Here is an 18,439-nt window from a genome sequence, read left to right on the forward strand (position 1 = left end):
CATGACGACCCAAATCGCCCATGCGCGAAAACTTTGCCTGAGCCTTCTGACCATCACGGCAGCCTGCGTTTCGGCGCTGCCGGCTTCGGCACAACAGGCACCCGGAAAGTCCTTTGTGGATGACTTCGACAAGATCAACCGCGGCTTCTGGTACGTGTCGGATGGCTGGAACAACGGCGCCCATCAGAACTGCACCTGGTCGAAAAACCAGGTGAAGGTAGAAGATGGCGCCCTGCAGCTCTCGTTCGCGGACGGAAAGTCCAAGGACCGCAACTACTTGTGTGGCGAGATCCAGACGACCAAGCGCTACAGCTACGGCACCTATGAAGCGCGTATCAAGGCCGGTACGGGCTCCGGATTGAATTCCGCCTTCTTCACCTACATCGGGCCTGCCGACAAGCAGAAGCACGACGAGATCGACTTCGAAGTGCTGGGAAAGAACACCGGCGAAGTGCAGGTGAACCAGTACGTGCAGGCCAAGGGCGATAACGAGAAGCTCGTTCCTGTCGGCAGCAAGGCCGACGAGGGCTTCAACGATTATGCCTTCATCTGGGAAAAGGATCGCCTGCGCTACTACCTGAACGGCAAGCTTGTCCAAGACGTTACCGATCCGTCGAAGATACCGTCCAACCCGCAGAAGATCTTCTTCAGCCTATGGGGTTCGGACACGCTCTCGAACTGGATGGGGCGTTTTGACTACACGAAGCCAGCCGTTCTCAGCGTCGATCGCGTTGCTTTCACCGCGCTCGGTGACAAATGCCAGTTCCCTGAATCGATCGCATGCACGCTCAACTGACCAGCATCCTGCAGACAACAAGCGCGGCGGAAGCCGGCACCCAAAAAGGAACGTCGATGCTCAAAGTGCTCTACCTCGTGCATGATCTGGCAGACCCTGCCGTACGGCGGCGGATGCTGATGCTGCGCGAGGGGGGCGCCGACGTCGTGCTCGCCGGTTTTCGCCGCGGAGAGAACCGGCTTGCCGAAGTGCAGGGGGTCACGCCGATCGAGCTTGGCCGTACGACCGATGCCAAGTTTGCGCAGCGCATGGGCGCCGTCGCAAAAGCCGTGGCCGGTCTCAAGGCACTGTTGAAGAACGTGGAGACGCCGGATCTCATCATCGGGCGCAATCTGGAAGCGCTGGCCGTCGCGCACAGGGCCAACGCGCTTTTCGGTGGCAGCGTTCCCGTTGTCTACGAATGCTTGGACATCCATCGCCTTTTGCTGCGCGACGATCTGGTGGGGACTGCGATCCGGCGTGCCGAGGCGCATTTCGGCAAGGATGCGAAGCTGATCCTGACGAGCTCTCCGGCCTTCATAGAGAACTATTTCAGCCCCCGATCGGGCATCAAAGCGGAGACGCTTCTGATCGAGAACAAGGTGATTGCCCTCGACGAGGCAGCCATCGAGCCGGCATTCGGCCGCCCGCTGAAGCAGCCCGGAGAGCCATGGAAGATTGGCTGGTTCGGCGCGCTTCGTTGCCGCAAGTCGCTCGGCCTGCTTGCCGATTTCTCCCGTCGCATGGAAGGCAGGGTCGAGATCGTCCTGCGCGGCCGCGCCGCCTACGCCGAATTCGAGAATTTCGACGCCTTCGTGCGCGACGAGCCTTACCTTCGTTTCGAAGGCGCCTATCGCAACCCGGAAGATTTGCGGGCGATCTACGACGACGTCCATTTCTCCTGGGCCATCGATTTCTTCGAGGAGGGCCTCAATTCGAGCTGGCTCCTGCCAAACCGGCTCTATGAGGGCTGCCTCTACGGCGCCGTCCCGATCGCGCTGCAAGGCACGGAGACGGCACGCTTCCTTGAGGCCCGCGACATCGGCCTTGCGCTCCCGGAAGCGAGCCTTTCGCAGCTCGAGCACCTGTTCGAAAGCATGACCGGCGACCGTTACCGCGCGTTGAGCGAGGCCGTCGCCGCCAAGGATCGCAAGACCTGGCTTGCCGACCGCAGCGATTGCGCTGCGCTCGTCGCAAACCTTTCCCGCCTTGTTCCGACAGCCGCAAAGAGGGGCGGCGCCGGGGCAACTGTTCCCACAAGCGTATCTCCAGAAGGGTGGACACCCATGAAGTCTGATGCCGGTGCCAGCGTCTCCAGTCTCATCATCATTCCCTGCCTGAACGAAGAGAAGCACATCGAGGCTCTGCTCGCCAAATTGAGCCTCGAGCTCGATCACATGAATGCCCGGATCGTTGTCGCCGACGGCGGCAGTACGGACGCGACACGCGAAATCGTCGCTCGCATCAGCACCACCGATCCGCGCGTCGTGCTGCTGCACAATCCGCGGCGGATCCAGAGCGCGGCGATCAATCTCGCTGTCCAGACCTTTGGCCGTGACTACGACTACCTGATCCGCATCGACGCGCACGGCGACTACCCAGCCGACTACTGCCGTCGCCTTGTGCAGGAGGCGGTGCTGACCCAGGCGGACTCCGTCGTGGTCGCAATGGAAACCGTTGGCTTCGGCGTCTTCCAGAAGGCAACGGCCTTTGCTCAGAACTCCAAGCTCGGGAACGGCGGCTCCAAGCATCGCGAAGGCGCAAAGGGTCATTGGACCAATCACGGCCACCACGCACTGATGCGCATCGCAGCCTTCGATGCCGTGGGCGGCTATGACGAGACCTTCAGCCATAACGAGGATGCGGAACTCGACTACCGCCTGAAGCAGGGCGGCTTCGGTATCTGGATGACCGACAAGACCCGGATGACCTACTATCCGCGCTCGACCATCTCGACGCTGTTTCGCCAATACCTCGGTTATGGTCGGGGTCGGGCGAAGAACATTCTCAAGCACGGCAGCATGCCCAATCTTCGGCAGATGCTTCCGCTGCTCGTCGTGCCTGTCTTCATCGGCGCGTTTCTCGCCGTTCTGAACTGGGCGGCCGTCATCCCGTTCAGCCTCTGGGCCGTCGCGTGCGTCGGTTACGGCTTCTGGATGGCCATCGGCCACAGGAACCCGTACGGCCCGCTCGCTGCTGTTTCGGCAATGGTGATGCACTTCGCCTGGTCAGCCGGTTTCTGGATGGAGCTTCTGAGCTTCCGCGGCAGAAAGGTCTCCTCATGAACGATGTGAAACCCATGCAGATCGATATCGGCGTTTGCACCTACCGCCGCGCTTCGCTTGACGAAGCGCTGCTTTCGCTTGCGGTCCTGGCCGTCCCGGAAGGAGCAAAGCTGCGCATCATCGTGGCCGACAACGACAAGGTTGCAAGTGCGAGGGAACGGATCGATGCGCTTCGCGCGACCATTCCGCATGAGATTGCCTATGTGCACTGCCCGGCATCGAACATCTCTATTGCCCGCAACGCATGCCTGGACAATGCGACCGGCGACTTCCTGGCCTTCATCGACGACGATGAGGACGCCAGCGAGGAGTGGCTGGTGGAATTGCTTGCCGCGGCCAGGAAGACCAAGGCGGATGCCGTGCTTGGCCCTGTGCGCAGCGTCTATTCCTCCACGGCGCCGAATTGGATGCGCGAGGGTGACTTCCACTCGACCCTGCCGGTCTGGGTCGGCGGCGAAATCCGCACCGGTTACACCTGCAACGTCCTCCTTCGCCTCGATTCGCCCCATGTGGCCGGGCGTCGCTTCAACCTGGCGCTTGGACGCACCGGTGGCGAGGACACCGAATTTTTCAGCCACATGCATGCCGAAGGCGGCGGGATCGCCTTTGCGCCCGAGGCTTATGTCTACGAACCGGTGACCGAAAGCCGCGCTGGCTTGTCCTGGCTTGCCAAGCGCCGCTTCCGCTTCGGTCAGACACATGGGCGGCTGCTCCAGGAGCAGAACACCGGCTTGCAGCGGCTAAAGCAGATCGGCCTTGCCGTCGCCAAGGCAGTCTTCTGCTATGCCGCGGCGCTTGCTTGCATCTTTTCGCCGATTCCTCGGTATCGCTACGCCCTTCGCGGCCTCATGCATACCGGGGTCGTCAGCGGCCTGTTGGGCGTTCGTGAAATCCGTCAGTATGGAACGGCGGAGGCCGCATGACGCAAACCCAGCCCGACGTCAGCTTCATCGTCGCCGCGTACAATGCGGCGGGGACGCTCGCCAAGGCGATCGATAGCGCGCTTGCACAAAGGGGCGTTTCGGTCGAGGTGATCGTCGCCGATGACTGCTCGACGGACGAGACGAGAGCCATTGCGGCGAGCTACGCCGACAGAAACGTGAAGCTGCTGGCGCTTGCCCGCAACGGCGGGCCTGCGGCAGCGCGCAACGAGGCCCTGTCGGCTGCGACCGGCCGCTGGCTTGCCGTGCTTGATTCCGACGACACCGTCGAACCGGACCGACTACGGCGCATGATCGGGCGCGCCGAGAAGGCTGGTGCTCAGATCGCCGTCGACAATCTCCGCGTCATTCGCGCCGACGGCACGCCGCCGGAGACCATGTTTACCGAACAATCGCTGGCGGAAACGCCCGAGTTGACGCTTCCCGTATTCATACGATCGAATGCCCTGTTTCAGACAACGCATAACTTTGGTTATCTCAAGCCAATCTTTCAGCACGCTTTCATCGAACGACATGGGCTTCGTTTCAATGAAGCTTTGAAAGTCGGCGAGGATTATCTGTTCCTCGCCTCGGTCATGGCGCTTGGTGGGCGCTGCGTGATCGAGCCAATCCCCGGCTACGATTATCAGATCCGTGAGGGATCGATTTCACGCGTTCTTGCCCTTCATCACATCGACGCCATGATCGAGGGCGATAAGAGCTTCCTTCGAGATTACACGCTGGATGCGGAGGCGGCGGCCGCACAGGAGTTTCGCGAACGAAGCCTCCGCCGAGGTCGCGCCTTCCTCATCCTCGTACAGAACATCAAAGACCGGTCGATCTCCGGAGCGATCAAGACGGCCTGGAGCAATCCGTCGGCGGTGGCGCATCTCAGGATGCCGATCGCCATTCGGATCCATCGCGCGCTCGCGCCGCTTCGCCAACTGATCAGCCCGCGGACCGACCTCACAGCCATCGATGGCGTGACCCGCTCCCGCAAAGGATAGAGCCATGAACCAACGGAACCTGACCTTGCACAGTTCTCTGCCCAAAGCGGCCGACGATTCCGATTCATTCATCGACATCGATCGCCTGATCGCCATTGTCATTCGCCGCGCCGGGTCGGTGGCGCTCTGCGTTGCTGCGACAGTGACGCTCGCTGTTGTCTATCTGCTCTTCGCCACAGCGCAGTACACGTCGATGACGCAGATCCTGCTCGACGACGATATTGCGAAATACGCGCAGGATCCGACGCCGGCGGCCAGCGCACAGCAGGTCGACATGCAGATCGCCAGCGCCGTCGAAATCCTGAAGTCGAACGAGCTCGCGCTTCGCGTGGTCGATGCCGAGAAGCTTCAGGATAACGAAACAATCCTCGATCCTGCGCAGTCGCCGGCCGCGCTGATCAAGTCCGGGATGAAGCTGATTGTGAGCGCATTGGCACCTGGCGGGCCGCCGGCTGCGGAAGACGATGCTCGCAACGCCCGCCGCCAGAAGGCGGCCGCTTTGCTGCAGGACGCGGTGGCTGTATCCCGTGTCAACCGCAGCTCTGTTCTGGCGGTTTCGTTCCGTTCGACCGACAAGCTCCTCGCCGCGCGGATCACGAAGGCTTACGCGAACGCTTATCTGAACGATCAGTTGAATGCCAACTTCGACGCGACGGAAAGCGCCTCGGTCTGGCTGCAGCAGCGTCTCGCCGATCTTCGCGAGCGGTCGCAGCAGGCAGCCCTCGATGTGGCGAAGTTCAAGTCTGCGAACGGGCTGACATCGGCCAATGGTGAGCTGATGTCCGAACAGCAGCTTGCCGACCTCAACAAGCAGTTGATCGTCGCCCAGGCAGACAGTGCCAGCGCTTCGGCCCGCTACAACCAATTCAAGTCGATCGTTGATCTTGGTCCCGACAGCGCCGTCAACAACGCGGCAATCTCGTCCGGCCAGACGGACAATACGGTGATCCAGGATCTGCGCACCCGTTACATCTCGGTGAACAAGCGCGAGCAGGAGGTCACGACAAACTTCGGCGAAGACCACCCGCAAGCCGTCGCTCTGCGTGCCGAAAAGCAGGACCTGACCCGCCAGATCTATCAGGAACTCCAGCAGTTGACGTCCAGTTACCGCAACGAGTTCGAAGTCGCCCGCTCACGGGAAGCCTCGCTCCGCCAGAACATCGAACATCTGACAGGCAAGAATTCGGAAGCCGACAGGTCGATCGTCCAGCTCAACGATCTCGAGCAACGGGCAACTGCCTTGAAGACACTCTACGAATCCTACCTCGGCAAGTACGAGGAGGCCTCGCAGCAACAGTCCTTCCCCATTGCCAAGGCTCGCGTGATCTCTGAGGCAGGCGTGCCGGTCTCGCCGTCCAGCCCGAAAAAGACCATGACGCTTGGCCTTGCCATCGTTCTCGGCCTGATGGCCGGCGGCGCGCTCACGGCATTCCAGGAATTCCGCGAACGCTTCTTCCGCGTCGAGGGCGACGTCAGGACGATCCTTGGCCTCAAATTCCTCGGCTATCTGCCGCTGATCGGCAAGCCGCCGCGGGAGGGCAAGCTCTTCCGGCCCCGTGCCAATCCTCCGCTGGACCCTGCCGAAGCGGCAGCCGATTCCGGCGCGACCTTCGAACGCATCATGCGTGTTGTCCTCGAAGCACCGCGCTCGATCTTCGCCGAAACCCTGCGCAATGCGAAGCTTGCGAGCGACGTCATGTTCCAGGGCAAATCGGACCGCGTTATCGGCGTCGTCTCGGCGATGCCGGGAGAAGGCAAGTCGACCACGGCCGCCAACTTCGCGGCGCTCCTCGCCTCCAGCGGCAAGCGCACGCTGCTCATCGACGCCGACCTTCGCAACCCCGGCCTGACGCGCATGCTGAAGACACCGCCAAAGCAGGGGCTCGTCGAGGCGGTTCTTGGTGAGGTTCCGTGGGCAAGTGCCGTCAAGGTCGATCCTGTGACGAAGCTGGCAATCCTTCCGGTTCTGCCGAACGATCACCTCATGCACACCAGCGAGCTGCTTGCTTCGCAGGGCATGTTCAACCTCATGGAAAATGCCCGCAAGATGTTCGACTACATCGTCGTCGACCTTGCGCCGCTCGGCCCCGTCATCGACGCCAAGGCATTTGCCCCACAGGTCGATGGCTTCCTGTTTGTGACCGAATGGGGCTCGACGCCGACATCCGTCGTGCGCGACCTTCTGAATGCCGAGCCGCAGATCAAGTCCAAGATTCTCGGCGTGATCCTCAACAAGACCGACATGACCGAGCTCGGCAAGTTCACCAACTTCGGCGGCACGGAACGCTACCGCCATAAATATGTGAGCTACTACACGGAAGAGACGCCAAAGAAGCGGGAGCCAGCAAAAGCCGGCGCCTGATCACGTCTGGAAAAGATGCACACGCCCCTTCCACAGCCTGGCAACCGTGAGTTTGCCGCTGTGGAAGGCGCCAGTGTCGAGGTTCAGCCTCTTCGGCAGGACCTCAGGTTCGTCGTTCGGCGTATGGCCGTGGACGATTACCTTCGGCAGCGGCCGACGGCTCTCGAAAAAGCGATGACGGATGAAGACGAGATCCTCGTCACTTTGCGCCTCGATCGGCAGCATCGGATCAATACCGGCGTGCACGAAGAGCACGCTAGGCGTATCGACGAAAATCGGCAGGGAGCGCAGGAAATCCACATGCGGCTTCGGTATTGATTGCCTGATGAAGCCATCAAGCTTTGCTGCGGTCGAAAAAACCAGCGGCAACTGCTCTGCGTCGAGGCCATAGGAGCGCAGCAGCGCATCCGACCCCATTCGCATCCAATCGGAAAAGGAGACCAGACCGTCGAGATAGTCGAGCATCGTAATCTCATGGTTCCCGGTCAGGCAGATGCGGTCGAAATTCTCGGGAGGCGGCCCCATCAGGTGGGAGATGACTTGTGCTGATGACGGCCCGCGATCGATGTAATCGCCGAGCGTGATGATCAGCTTGCGCCCTGCAATGGCGGCGGCATCCTCGACGATTGCCTGCTCTGCCTTCTGCAGCAAGTCATGCCTGCCATGAATGTCACCGATGGCGTAGATCGGAATGTCGCCGGGATCCAGTTTCAGCCGCTCACGGACCGTCGAAGGCATGTTGAACCTCTCATTGCGAGCATCGAAGCGTCGCTACGCTTCGCATTGGTGCAATCAAGCGACAATAAAATCCAATCGCTCGTGCATTCGTAGAAAAACGCGCCTTATCATTGCACCCGCGATCCATCAATCCTAGAGGCTCAACTGATTGGAGGAGCAATGGGAACCGTATCGCGGTTTGCCGACCGGGCAAGACCAGCCGCGCACCGCATCGAAAGCGAGGAAGAGGCGATCGCCACTGCGCGCCGGCTTGCTGCGGACTTCGCGCTGCAGGCGAGCGAGCGTGACATCAACCGCGTCTTTCCTCGTGCGGAGCTCGACGCCCTTTTCCAGTCAGGACTGACAGCCGTGACGGTTCCACCAGAGAATGAGGGGCTGGATGTCGCCAATGCGCTCCTCGGCGAGATTGTCGCCATCATCGCGGAAGGCGATTCTTCGATCGGGGAATGCCTCGAGCATCACTTCACCGTGCTGGAAGAGCTCAGGAATGAACCGAACGAGGAGCGAAGGGCCCTCCTCTTCGTTCGCGCCCTTGCTGGCGATCATTTCGTGGCAGCAACCTTTGCTGAAGCGGGCGCGGCGGTCCCCTCTGGCGTCCGCTATCAATTGAGCGGCCGAAGCTTGCGCGTGCCCGGCATCCTGTTTGCCGATTGGATCGCCGCCGACGCGATCGACACGCAGGGGCAAGCGGTCCGCTTCCACCTGCCTTGCGACACCGCGGGGCTGCAGATCATCGATGACTGGGATGGTTTCGGGCAAAGGACCAACGGCGCCGGATCCGCAGTTGCCAATGGCGTCATCGGAAACGGCGAAGCAGTGGCGGATAATCGCCACCAGCCTCACACGACCAGTTCGGCCCTGGCCGCCCTCCTCCATGCTGGGACGGACCTCGGCATCGCGCGAGCCGCCCTTGCCAGTCTTCGGGAAGCGCCGCGTTCGGCCGGGGTTGGAAAACTTGCACTTTCCGTGCAGGCGACGGCTGCGCTCCTGGAAAGCGCGGGCGGCAAATTGGACTTCGCGCAGGTGAGCCCCTCGACAGGCGGGACCGAAGCTGCCTTCTTCTCCGCGTCAGCCGCCAGCATCACCGCAAGCAGGACGGCGCTCGACGTCGCCAACGCACTGTTCGAACTGTCCGGTAACGGCGCGACAAGCATCGGCCGGAATCTCGATCGGCATTGGAGAAACGCACGAATCCGCGCAAATGATGCGGCCGCCGACGATCTCTACCGGGCGGCCGCGGCGCATTATTTCGGCGACGGCTGATGCCTCAATTGGCGAGAGAAATGGCGACTTCCTCGTCGGCACCGTCCAGCTTGTTGCCGGATGCGACGAATTGCTCGAGCGTCATGTTGTCGAGAATATCGGCGATCGCGTCCCGGACCTCGGTCATGGAGCGCCGCACCTGACAGTTTTCGGGATCGGAACAGTCGTCGCAGGCTTCGAAAGCCGTGCGGCTGGCACATCGAATAGGTGCCAAGGGGCCGTCGAGTGTGCGGATAACATGACCGATGCGAATTTCGGAGGCCGGACGCGACAGCGAGTAGCCGCCGCCCGGGCCTTTCTTCGATCGAAGAATGCCGACATTTCGCAATTCCAGAAGAATCGTATCGAGGAATTTCTTCGGAATATTGTTGCGCGAGGCAACGTCGTTGATGAAGGCCGTTTCACCGGGCGCGAGCCGCGCCAAGTCAACCAGCGCCTTCAACCCATACTTTCCCTTTTTCGTCAGCATTTTCTGTTGCCTTAAGCCCCCGGTACTCCGTCCCCATTATCCAGCAAATAACGCCAAAACCGTGAACACACAAGAAATAGCTATTATTTATATAGTTTATATTCGACTTCGGCTTGCCCACAGACACCTCGGGTGGTTGCGCCCGACTTCACCGCACAATAGTCTTTCCTGGTTTCAAGCAACCGTTGAAAATCCGATGGAAACGCTGGCAAATCTGGAGTCCTTTGTCCGCAGCGCCGAACTCGGTGGATTTTCCGCTGCAGCGCGCCGCCTTTCCGTCACGCCCGCGGCCGTCAGTCGCAATGTCGCGATGCTCGAGGCCAATCTCGGTGTTCGCCTGTTTCAGCGCAGTACGCGCAAGCTCACGTTGACCGAGGCGGGCGAACGCTTCTTCGCCGCCATCCGCGATGATCTGGCAAACCTGCAGAGTGCCATTGCCGCCGTGGCGACCGATCGAGGCGAACCGTCCGGCGTCCTCAAGGTCAGCATGAGCCCGGCCTTTGGCACCGGCTATGTCCTGCCGTTGCTGCCGGATTTCCTGGAACGCTATCCGCTTGTGAAGCCGGAATGGATGTTCGAGAACCGCCAGGTCGATCTCATTTCCGAAGGCTATGATGCCGCGATCGGCGGCGGCTTCGAACTAACGCCCGGTGTCATCGCCCGAACGCTTGCCCCCGCTCATCTCGTTGCTGTCGCCTCCCCTGCATACATGAAGGGCCACGTTCCGCCATTTGATCCAGCCGGGCTCTCCGTGCTCGACGGCATCGTTATGCGGTCCAGCCGCACCGGCCGTCTCCGTCACTGGGCGATGCGCAACGTCGCCGGCGATGAGATGCCTGCAGCGTTACCGGAAAAGGTCGTCGTCAACGATCCCGTGGCCATGTGTCAGCTTGCCCTGCTCGGCCTCGGCGTCGCGATGATTGCAACCGCAGATGCCCTGCCCTTTCTTCAACGTGGCGAACTCGTGCGTCTGGTTCCGAACTGGTATGCCGATGCCGGGCCAATTTCGCTCTACTACGCAAATCGAACATTGCTGCCGGCAAAGACCCGCGCCTTCATCGACTTCATCACCGATCGCTTCCAGAAGGACCGTTTGGCCGAGCGTTTTGCCGGGAGCCTTGGCTAGGTTCATGCCTCCGGCGAGCGAAAAAGTGCCACCTTCTGCGGAAACCCGTTGAGTGTGTGCCAGCCGGCCGAGACGGCTTCGGCCTGCGCCTCTTTCGGGAGCGCGTCGGACATCAGGAGCCGAACGCGAAGATCTCCGCACGTTGTCTGGATGCGGCTGACGCGAGTGACGTCGGGGCCGATCAGCGTGAAGTCGAGGCGACGGCTGGAACCGATATTGCCCTAGCTGACCTCGCCACGGTGCAAGGCAATGCCGACGCTGACAGCAATCTCGCCGAACTGGAACCGATCGACCTCTCGCAGAATGTCCCTGGCGGCGATCAATGCCGACGTGCTGCTGGGGTGGTCGCGTCGGGTCACTCGGCTTCCCCGGCGACCTCGAATGCTTCCTTGCGGGGAAATTCGACCATTGTCCTTCTCCTGTGACTTGCCTCGCCACGCGAGGTCAAATTCGATGAGATGGACAATGCGCTGTCACGTGCGTTCTGATAATCTGCTCAAATCGGGAAGGATCATCAACTCAGAGCGGATAATCGGAGAACCCAATGGACCGGCTGACAAGCCTCACAGTCTTTGGTCGCGTGGTGGAGTGCGGCGGCTTCTCTGCGGCCGCACGCCGTCTCAACATGTCGGTGACGATGGTCGGCAACCACGTACAGTCCCTCGAGGACAGGCTGGGTGTCAGGCTACTCAACCGCACGACGCGCAAGGTCAGCCTCACGGAAACCGGCAAGTATTACTATGAACGCTCGGCCCAGATCCTGGCCGATCTCGAGGAAGCCGACAGTACCGCAGGAGCGTTGAGCTCTACGCCGCGTGGTACCCTCAAGATCTATACCAGCACGGCCATCGTCCGCTTCCTTCTGCCGGTGGTCAGCGAGTATCTCGAGCTCTACCCGTCGATCGCCCTCGATATGAATATTGGGGAACGGATGATCGATATGGTCGAGGAAGGTTATGATCTGGTGATCCGCACCATACCGCCGCCGGACTCGAGCCTCGTTGTCCGGAAGCTGACGCCTTGGCGGCACATCCTTGTGTGTTCGCCAAGCTATCTTGAGAGCCATCCGATACCGCAGGTCCCGGCGGATTTGGCCAACCACAACTGCCTTCAGTACACCTATTACCCCTATGGAGACGAATGGCGCTTTGAAGGCGCCGATGGCGCCCAGGCGAGCGTGAAGATCGGTGGCAACGTCGTATCGAACAGCGCCGAGACGCTACGGCACCTCACGACGACGGGCCAGGGCATCTTCCTGGCGCCGAGTTTCGTTGTGTTCGACGACATCGCGTCGGGACGATTCGTCCGGATGATGCCCGACTACCGCGCTGTCGAGTTCAGCATCAACGCCGTCTATCCGAACCGCAGTCACTTGCCGACGAAAGTGCGCCTGTTCATCGACCTGCTCGCAGAGCGCTTTGCGGAGCACCGGAAATGGATGACGTAGTCAGTTCGTGTTTTGCGTCGGCGGCGGCACGGTATTGGGGCTCGTGGCGCCTGCCGGCGCCTTCGGCGCGGGACTGGTCCCGCCGCCTGTCCAGACGTTGAATGCCAACACGACCATCGCCACCACGAAGACGACGGCACCAAACAATGCCCAGGCTGAAAGGTTTCGCCCTTCCCTTGACAGCGCTTTTTCCTGCGCGTCGTAGGCCGTGTGCCGATCGGTAGAATGATCGTCCGGCCTGTTGTCATTGGCGGTCATCGTTGCACCTCTGGCAACAAAACGCGACCGCTGTCGGCGAGTTCCGGAGATCAGAGCAGCGGATTGCGACCCTGGGCGGCACTGAGGTTTAGTTCGCGGGCAATGTCCTCTGCATCTCTCTTGGTGAGGCCGACGAAATCCCTGCCGTCCGTTGCCGCAGGCAGGGACGTCAAGGTGTCGACGATCGTCCACCCTCCACGCGGCTCCTGACGGATCTCGTAGCGGGGGAGATCTTCGAATGGACAAGGTTCATCTTCCATGTGTTACCGCTAACTGTCATTCACATAACGGTATCTGCGGCGGCCAACAGCTTTTGCAAGCCGCTGTCGACAGCCCTAGGCTTTTGCATCAGGGACATTTGTCTTCAACTCCTTCAGCCATATCCGTGCATTGCCGTCGGATGGCGCACGCCAATCGCCACGCGGAGACAGCGAACCGCCCGACGTCACTTTCGGGCCATTCGGCGATGCCGACCGCTTGAACTGGCTGATGGTAAAGAACCGGAACAGGAAAACCTCCATCCAGTGCTTGATGACGGGCAGATCGAAACTGCGGCGCTTGTCGGCGGGGAAATGCGGCGGCCAGACGCCCGCCCCGGCATCCCGCCAGGCATTGTAGGCAAGGAAGGCGATTTTCGAAGGGCGAAGGCCAAAACGCGTCGTGTAGTAGAGGGCGAAGTCGTGCAGATCGTATGGCCCGATCTTGTCCTCCGTGCTCTGCATGACGCCGTTCTCATCGGCGGGAACCAGTTCGGGCGAAATCAGCGTGCCAAGAATGCTCTCCAATGTCGCATTGGCTTCCGCATCGAAATCACCGGAACGGATCACCCATCGGATCAGATGCTGGATCAGGGTCTTCGGCACCGATGCGTTGACGTTGTAGTGGCTCATCTGGTCGCCGACCCCGTAGGTCGACCAACCGAGACCAATTTCCGACAGGTCTCCGGTACCAAGCACCAGCGCATTGCGGTGGTTTGCGGCGCGGAACAGGAAGTCCGTGCGCAGACCAGCCTGGACGTTTTCGAAGGTCGTATCGTAGACCGGCTTGCCGCTGCCGAAGGGATGCTTCAGATCCTTGAGCAACTGCAGGGCCAGTGGCCTGATGTCCACTTCCTCCGCCGTGACGCCCATGCTGCGCATCAGCGCCCAAGCGTTCGACTTGGTGGCGTCGCCCGTCGCGAATCCCGGCATGGTGAAGCAGAGGATGTCCGAACGCGGCCAGCCGAGCTGGTCGAAGGCGCGCGCCGCGACGAGCAGCGCATGGGTGGAATCGAGACCACCCGAAATGCCGATGCAAAGTCGCTTGATGCCGGTCGAGCGCAGCCGCTTCATCAGCCCCTGCACCTGGATGTTGAACGTTTCGTAGCAATCCTGATCGAGGCGGCTTTCATCAGCGGGCACGAAGGGGAAGCGCGCAACATCGCGCTTCAGGCCTATGTCGCCTTTCGGCTTCTTGAACTGGAACGCTACGCGCCGGAATTCGTGCCCGGCCGTGAGGTTGAGCGTGGCCGCATCATTGAACGTGCCTGTTCGCAACCGCTCGAGCCGCAGCCTCTCGACATCGATATCTGCCACGCACATCTGCGACGACGTCGGGAAACGATCGGTTTCGGCAAGCAGACTGCCCAGCTCGTAGATGCAAGCCTGACCGTCCCACGCGAGATCCGTCGTCGATTCGCCAGGGCCGGCGGCCGAATAGACATAGGCCGACAGGCTACGCGCCGACTGTGCCGAGCACAGAAGCTTACGGGTGTCGGCCTTTCCGACCGTTATGTTGCTGGCCGAAAGGTTGGCGAGGATCAGCGCACCCGCCAGCGCGCCGAAATCGCTCGGCGCCGCCGGCGCCCAGAGATCTTCGCAGATCTCGATGTGAAAAACGAAATCTTCCATATCTTCGGCTGCGAAGATGAGGTCTGTTCCGAACGGTACCGTCTCGCCGGCCACACGAATGCTGTCGCCGCGCACGCCTCGCCCAGACGCGAACCAGCGTTTCTCGTAGAACTCGCGATAGTTCGGGAGATGCATCTTCGGAACGACGCCGAGGATGCGACCAGCATGAATGGCGACCGCGCAATTGTAGAGCCGCCCGCCGTTCTGCAGCGGCGCGCCGACAAGAAGAACCGGCGTGAGATCGCGGCTTGCCCGGACAATCTCCGCGATCGCAGCATCGACGCCCTTGAGAAGCGCGTCCTGCCCCAGCAGGTCGTCGATGGAGTAGCTGGAGATTCCGAGTTCGGGAAATACCATCAGGCCAGCGCCCTCGGCATGTCCCTGCCGCGCCAGTTCCAATGTTGCCTGCGCGTTGAAGTCCGGATCGCCGATCTCGCAATTCGGCGTGCAGGCCGCTACGCGGACAAAACCTTGATCATAAATCGAATAGAAATTCACCAATGCCTCCAGCAGCCAAGCGCTTGATGACTGACCATTACATCCAAATGCCTCCGGGCAAAACCTGATCTCGCACTGCGAACAGCCTTATTCGATGTCGCTCATGCAAGCTGCAAACAGTATCCTGTAAAATGAAGGACTTATCAGCAGTTGCGAAAAGGGAAGACCCGCGAAACTGCCCAAAATAAAATTACGAAACTGTCATAAAACTATGGAAGAGTCAGCCTATATCGCTCGCGCGCCACAGTTCGATTTACCTCTCTTCCAGAGCAATGAATGTCCAACGTTATCCGCGTCCGTGCCGGGCTGCTTCGGGAAACACATCCCGGTGAGCGTCGCGTCGCGTTGACGCCGGACGACGTGCGGCGGCTTTCCGCGCGTATGTCGATTCATTTCGAGCGCAGCTGCGGCATCGGCGCGGGGCACGCAGACGACGCCTATATCGCTGCAGGCGCCGAGCCCGCCGAGTTCGCCGGGATGGCATCCTCTTTGGATGTATTCGTCAGTGTGCGGCGGCCGGCAGCCACGCGGATTTTTCCAGGGACAGCGGTTCTGATTTTCCTTGGTTCGAACGCAGCACCAGTGGCCGGTCTACCAGCTGGACAACGGCCGCTCCATCTCGACATCGCCAGGCTTTCCGGGGTGCAGGGCGTCAAGGGTGCGGACATTTCATCGAGACAGGCAGCCATTACCGGCCACGCCGCCATACTGGAAGCGGCCAGGCAGTTCGGCATTTCGCATCCGATGCTGATGGTGGACGGAAGCTTTGTCCGGCCGGTCAAAATGGCCGCCTTGGGCAGCGACGCAGCAAGCCTGCAGGCACTGGCGACCGCGCGCCGTCTCGGCGCGCTGACCCATGGCTTTGGCCTGGGGAGGGATACACAAGCAAAGATCGAACGACTCGGTGCCAAATTCCTCGCCATGTCCTCAGACTTGGCACGGCTGCGCCAAGAGCTTTCCGATCCTCTGTCCAAGATGCAGTTGATCACGACCAACGTCGTGATACCCGGTCAAACCGCCCCGATGCTGCTTGACGAGACCATGCTTTCGCGGTTGAGCCCCGGAACGGTGATTGTCGATCTTGCCGCCGAAAGTGGAGGCAATTGCGCGCTGATGCGTGTCGACGAAACAATCAACGTCTTCGGCGTTCGAATCATCGGCTCCGCCACACTTGCGAGCCACGAAGCCGCCGAGGCGAGCCGGCAGTTCAGTGACGGGCTGAGAAATCTGCTGGAACATTTGATCGACGCAGATTGTGCTCTGAGGCTCGATCCCCGCGATTCCATGACGGCCGCGCTTATGAATGAAGAGACTGCATTGAGGCGCGTTTCACCATGATCGCGGCGCACGCTTGAAGAGAGGACGGACGGCTGCGGCGCCATAGATGCTGCGGTGCAACATTATTGTCTTGGTAACATCCGTTTCGAAAACGCGTTGAGTAACAACTGGTTATGGCCAGCGTTGGTAAACGTTTCCTTGCGCAAAAATCGAGAGTTGCCTTTGTGCAACACCCGAATTCCGCTTTGCAGCAAAACTCAATTTTGACTGTATCTATTATTGATACATTTAATCGGAAATGTAATTTGGCGCCGCGGACGTACCGCGTTTCCCGCAAGGGCTTGTACGAAACAATTTGGGGTAGGTAGAGCCGGCTTTCGGCAGTGACGACCTGTGCCCAATCGACAGAAGATTGGACTGATTATGAACATTAAGATGATTCTCGTGAGCTCGGCGGCGGCCTTGGCTGCCATCTCGAGCTCGCAGGCCGCTGACGCCATCGTTGCTGCTGAGCCGGAACCGGTTGAATATGTCCGCGTCTGCGACGCTTACGGCAGCGGCTACTTTTACATCCCGGGCACGGAGACCTGCCTGAAGATCAGCGGTTACATCCGTTTCCAGGTCAACGCTTCCCCGAACGCCGTCACGGGCGGCGCTTCCACGTCCGGCACCTCTGACTGGGATGCCGTTACCCGCGGCCAACTCCAGTTCACTGCCAAGAGCGACACCGAATACGGTCCGCTGACGGGCGTCATCGTTCTCCAGACGAATGCCGACAATGCGTCCGGTCAGATCGCAAAGCTCGACTCGGCTTACATCGACATCGCCGGCATCCGCGCCGGTCTGTTCTACAGCTGGTGGGACGATGGCCTGTCGGGCGAAACGGACGACATCGGCAGCAAGGTGACGCTGCACAACTCGATCCGCTATCAGTACGAAGCCGACAACTTCTACGCTGGTATCAGCGTTGATGAGCTGGAAGACGGCTACTACAGCGCCGGCGAACAGCCGAACAACGTCGGCGTAGCGATCGGCATCGGCGGCAAGGCTGGCGTATTCGGCTACCAGGTCACAGCCGGCTACGACACCGACAACGAAGAAGGCGCCGTCCGCGCCATGGGTACTGTCGCTATCGGTCCGGGCACCCTCGGCCTCGCAGCGGTCTACTCCAGCGGCCCGAACTCCTACTATCAGGCCGCTGAGTGGGCTATCGCCGGTGAGTACGCCATCAAGGCGACCGACAAGCTGAAGATCACCCCGGCCGCCCAGTACTACGGCAACTACGGCATCGTCGCTGGCGACTTCAACGACAACAACGACGCCTGGAAGGTTGGACTGACGGTTGACTATCAGATCGTCGACAACCTCTACGCCAAGGCGACCGTCAACTACCTCGATCCGGACATCGGCAACGACGTAACGTCGGGCTTCTTCCGCCTCCAGCGCGCATTCTAATCGAAAACGGCGCCGCGTTTTCACCTTGCTTCGCGACTAAGGTCACGGAGAAGGCGATGCGGCGCCTCTTTAACGTTTCTGATCAGATTGACCTCCGATCAGTTAGGAGAGGTGGCCCGGGTTCCCTGCCCGGCCACCCCTTTTTCGTCTTGAGGACGAAATTATTCCGCGGCGTGGCGATCGCGCACGAGACTTCCATCTGACGGCTGCCGATGGCCGGCAGATTTCTGCGCCTCGAGGCGACGTAGCTCGGCTACACTGTCGTGAATGGTCACCGAACCAAGCATGTCGACGACGGCCTGCTCGGCGCGATCGCAAAGAAACTCCGAGAGGTCTCCGATATTCTCGCCCACAAGTCCCTCATGCGGAATGTCATGCCTGGTCGCCCAGATCTTCTTGTCACCGGTGACAGCAGCATAGATCTGGCTGAGCAATATCTGGTCCCGCGGACGCGCCAAACGGATGCCGCCCTTGCCGCCCTGGGCAGTAGCGAGAATACCGTTCTCATTGAGCGGCAGCAGCAGCTTGCGGACAAAGCTGGCGCTGGTATCCAGCCCTTGTGCTAGGGATTGGCTCGTGGTGCGGAGATTTGCCTCTTCGTTGACGGCGACACTGATGACAATCTGTAGAGCGGTCGAAAAGCGCGTGTCGATCATGCTGTGCTGAGGC

At 60.6% G+C, this 18,439-nt stretch carries 17 protein-coding genes; 11 read left to right on the forward strand and 6 right to left on the reverse strand.

The annotated features are described in order from the left end of the window. Position 1 precedes the first annotated feature (1 nt). The 5 genes from exoK to LPU83_RS54475 all read left to right on the forward strand — a co-directional run bounded on the left by exoK (position 2) and on the right by LPU83_RS54475 (position 7,349). Positions 2 to 796 (forward strand): endo-1,3-1,4-beta-glycanase ExoK, encoded by a 795-nt coding sequence (exoK, locus tag LPU83_RS54455; RefSeq protein ID WP_024317329.1) that lies wholly within the window; start codon positions 2 to 4, stop codon positions 794 to 796. A gap of 1,265 nt (positions 797 to 2,061) precedes the next feature. Beyond that, positions 2,062 to 3,060, forward strand: coding sequence for a glycosyltransferase family 2 protein (locus tag LPU83_RS73485; protein ID WP_024317330.1), 999 nt, complete (start codon positions 2,062 to 2,064; stop codon positions 3,058 to 3,060). Further along, positions 3,057 to 3,983, forward strand: a complete 927-nt coding sequence (locus tag LPU83_RS54465) for a glycosyltransferase family 2 protein (protein ID WP_024317331.1) — start codon at positions 3,057 to 3,059, stop codon at positions 3,981 to 3,983. The genes LPU83_RS73485 and LPU83_RS54465 overlap by 4 nt, the downstream gene beginning before the upstream one ends. Then, positions 3,980 to 4,987, forward strand: a complete 1,008-nt coding sequence (locus LPU83_RS54470; RefSeq protein WP_024317332.1) for a glycosyltransferase family 2 protein — start codon at positions 3,980 to 3,982, stop codon at positions 4,985 to 4,987. Before LPU83_RS54465 ends, LPU83_RS54470 begins: the two co-directional genes overlap by 4 nt. 4 nt (positions 4,988 to 4,991) lie before the next feature. Further along, positions 4,992 to 7,349: a polysaccharide biosynthesis tyrosine autokinase gene (locus tag LPU83_RS54475; RefSeq protein WP_024317333.1), complete on the forward strand. Its 2,358-nt coding sequence runs from the start codon at positions 4,992 to 4,994 to the stop codon at positions 7,347 to 7,349. On the opposite strand, the gene LPU83_RS54480 is transcribed toward LPU83_RS54475, so the two are convergent. After that, a complete protein-coding gene (locus LPU83_RS54480; RefSeq protein ID WP_024317334.1) occupies positions 7,350 to 8,087 on the reverse strand; it encodes a metallophosphoesterase in 738 nt (245 codons plus the stop codon). A 159-nt stretch (positions 8,088 to 8,246) separates the two neighbouring features. Here LPU83_RS54480 and LPU83_RS54485 point away from each other — a divergent pair, with 159 nt between their 5' ends. Next, entirely contained in the window at positions 8,247 to 9,350 is a 1,104-nt protein-coding gene (locus LPU83_RS54485; RefSeq protein WP_024317335.1) for a monooxygenase, read from the forward strand. Positions 9,351 to 9,354: 4 nt separating this feature from the next. Here LPU83_RS54485 and LPU83_RS54490 read toward each other — a convergent pair whose 3' ends face one another. Continuing rightward, entirely contained in the window at positions 9,355 to 9,819 is a 465-nt protein-coding gene (locus LPU83_RS54490; RefSeq protein WP_024317336.1) for an RrF2 family transcriptional regulator, read from the reverse strand. Between the two features lie 196 nt (positions 9,820 to 10,015). On the opposite strand from LPU83_RS54490, the gene LPU83_RS54495 reads away from it, so the two are divergent. The 3 genes from LPU83_RS54495 (at position 10,016) to LPU83_RS54505 (ending at position 12,392) form a co-directional block, all read left to right on the forward strand. Continuing rightward, positions 10,016 to 10,945 carry a LysR family transcriptional regulator gene (locus LPU83_RS54495; RefSeq protein WP_024317337.1) on the forward strand — a complete coding sequence of 310 codons (930 nt, stop codon included), beginning with the start codon at positions 10,016 to 10,018 and terminating at the stop codon, positions 10,943 to 10,945. Between the two features lie 56 nt (positions 10,946 to 11,001). Further along, positions 11,002 to 11,370 carry a hypothetical protein gene (locus LPU83_RS75855; protein ID WP_024317338.1) on the forward strand — a complete coding sequence of 123 codons (369 nt, stop codon included), beginning with the start codon at positions 11,002 to 11,004 and terminating at the stop codon, positions 11,368 to 11,370. Positions 11,371 to 11,489: 119 nt separating this feature from the next. Then, entirely contained in the window at positions 11,490 to 12,392 is a 903-nt protein-coding gene (locus LPU83_RS54505) for a LysR family transcriptional regulator (RefSeq protein WP_024317339.1), read from the forward strand. Here LPU83_RS54505 and LPU83_RS54510 read toward each other — a convergent pair whose 3' ends face one another. The 3 genes from LPU83_RS54510 to LPU83_RS54520 form a co-directional block, all read right to left on the reverse strand. Beyond that, positions 12,393 to 12,650 (reverse strand): hypothetical protein, encoded by a 258-nt coding sequence (locus tag LPU83_RS54510; RefSeq protein WP_024316058.1) that lies wholly within the window; start codon positions 12,648 to 12,650, stop codon positions 12,393 to 12,395. It abuts the gene before it with no gap. 50 nt (positions 12,651 to 12,700) lie between these two features. Further along, on the reverse strand, positions 12,701 to 12,910 hold the full coding sequence (locus LPU83_RS54515; RefSeq protein WP_024316059.1) for a hypothetical protein: 210 nt from the start codon (positions 12,908 to 12,910) through the stop codon (positions 12,701 to 12,703). Between the two features lie 75 nt (positions 12,911 to 12,985). Next, positions 12,986 to 15,037 (reverse strand): NAD(+) synthase, encoded by a 2,052-nt coding sequence (locus tag LPU83_RS54520; protein WP_024316060.1) that lies wholly within the window; start codon positions 15,035 to 15,037, stop codon positions 12,986 to 12,988. 276 nt (positions 15,038 to 15,313) lie between these two features. On the opposite strand from LPU83_RS54520, the gene LPU83_RS54525 reads away from it, so the two are divergent. Both LPU83_RS54525 and LPU83_RS54530 read left to right on the forward strand, forming a co-directional pair. Next, positions 15,314 to 16,375, forward strand: a complete 1,062-nt coding sequence (locus LPU83_RS54525) for a Rossmann-fold NAD(P)-binding domain-containing protein (RefSeq protein WP_024316061.1) — start codon at positions 15,314 to 15,316, stop codon at positions 16,373 to 16,375. 363 nt (positions 16,376 to 16,738) lie between these two features. After that, complete coding sequence (locus LPU83_RS54530; RefSeq protein WP_024316062.1) at positions 16,739 to 17,770, forward strand: porin; 1,032 nt, start codon at positions 16,739 to 16,741, stop codon at positions 17,768 to 17,770. A gap of 161 nt (positions 17,771 to 17,931) precedes the next feature. Here the strand turns inward: LPU83_RS54530 and LPU83_RS54535 are convergent, their stop codons facing one another. After that, positions 17,932 to 18,426 carry an RrF2 family transcriptional regulator gene (locus LPU83_RS54535; RefSeq protein WP_024316063.1) on the reverse strand — a complete coding sequence of 165 codons (495 nt, stop codon included), beginning with the start codon at positions 18,424 to 18,426 and terminating at the stop codon, positions 17,932 to 17,934. Positions 18,427 to 18,439: the final 13 nt, after the last annotated feature.

Origin of the sequence: Rhizobium favelukesii (assembly GCF_000577275.2) — a bacterium.
Classification (GTDB): domain Bacteria; phylum Pseudomonadota; class Alphaproteobacteria; order Rhizobiales; family Rhizobiaceae; genus Rhizobium; species Rhizobium favelukesii.

Coding starts and splice junctions, on each gene's coding strand:
- exoK (WP_024317329.1), top strand. CDS start 2: ATGACGACCCAAATCGCCCATGCGCGAAAACTTTGCCTGAGCCTTCTG.
- LPU83_RS73485 (WP_024317330.1), top strand. CDS start 2,062: ATGAAGTCTGATGCCGGTGCCAGCGTCTCCAGTCTCATCATCATTCCC.
- LPU83_RS54465 (WP_024317331.1), top strand. CDS start 3,057: ATGAACGATGTGAAACCCATGCAGATCGATATCGGCGTTTGCACCTAC.
- LPU83_RS54470 (WP_024317332.1), top strand. CDS start 3,980: ATGACGCAAACCCAGCCCGACGTCAGCTTCATCGTCGCCGCGTACAAT.
- LPU83_RS54475 (WP_024317333.1), top strand. CDS start 4,992: ATGAACCAACGGAACCTGACCTTGCACAGTTCTCTGCCCAAAGCGGCC.
- LPU83_RS54480 (WP_024317334.1), bottom strand. CDS start 8,087: ATGCCTTCGACGGTCCGTGAGCGGCTGAAACTGGATCCCGGCGACATT.
- LPU83_RS54485 (WP_024317335.1), top strand. CDS start 8,247: ATGGGAACCGTATCGCGGTTTGCCGACCGGGCAAGACCAGCCGCGCAC.
- LPU83_RS54490 (WP_024317336.1), bottom strand. CDS start 9,819: ATGCTGACGAAAAAGGGAAAGTATGGGTTGAAGGCGCTGGTTGACTTG.
- LPU83_RS54495 (WP_024317337.1), top strand. CDS start 10,016: ATGGAAACGCTGGCAAATCTGGAGTCCTTTGTCCGCAGCGCCGAACTC.
- LPU83_RS54505 (WP_024317339.1), top strand. CDS start 11,490: ATGGACCGGCTGACAAGCCTCACAGTCTTTGGTCGCGTGGTGGAGTGC.
- LPU83_RS54510 (WP_024316058.1), bottom strand. CDS start 12,650: ATGACCGCCAATGACAACAGGCCGGACGATCATTCTACCGATCGGCAC.
- LPU83_RS54515 (WP_024316059.1), bottom strand. CDS start 12,910: ATGGAAGATGAACCTTGTCCATTCGAAGATCTCCCCCGCTACGAGATC.
- LPU83_RS54525 (WP_024316061.1), top strand. CDS start 15,314: ATGTCCAACGTTATCCGCGTCCGTGCCGGGCTGCTTCGGGAAACACAT.
- LPU83_RS54530 (WP_024316062.1), top strand. CDS start 16,739: ATGAACATTAAGATGATTCTCGTGAGCTCGGCGGCGGCCTTGGCTGCC.
- LPU83_RS54535 (WP_024316063.1), bottom strand. CDS start 18,426: ATGATCGACACGCGCTTTTCGACCGCTCTACAGATTGTCATCAGTGTC.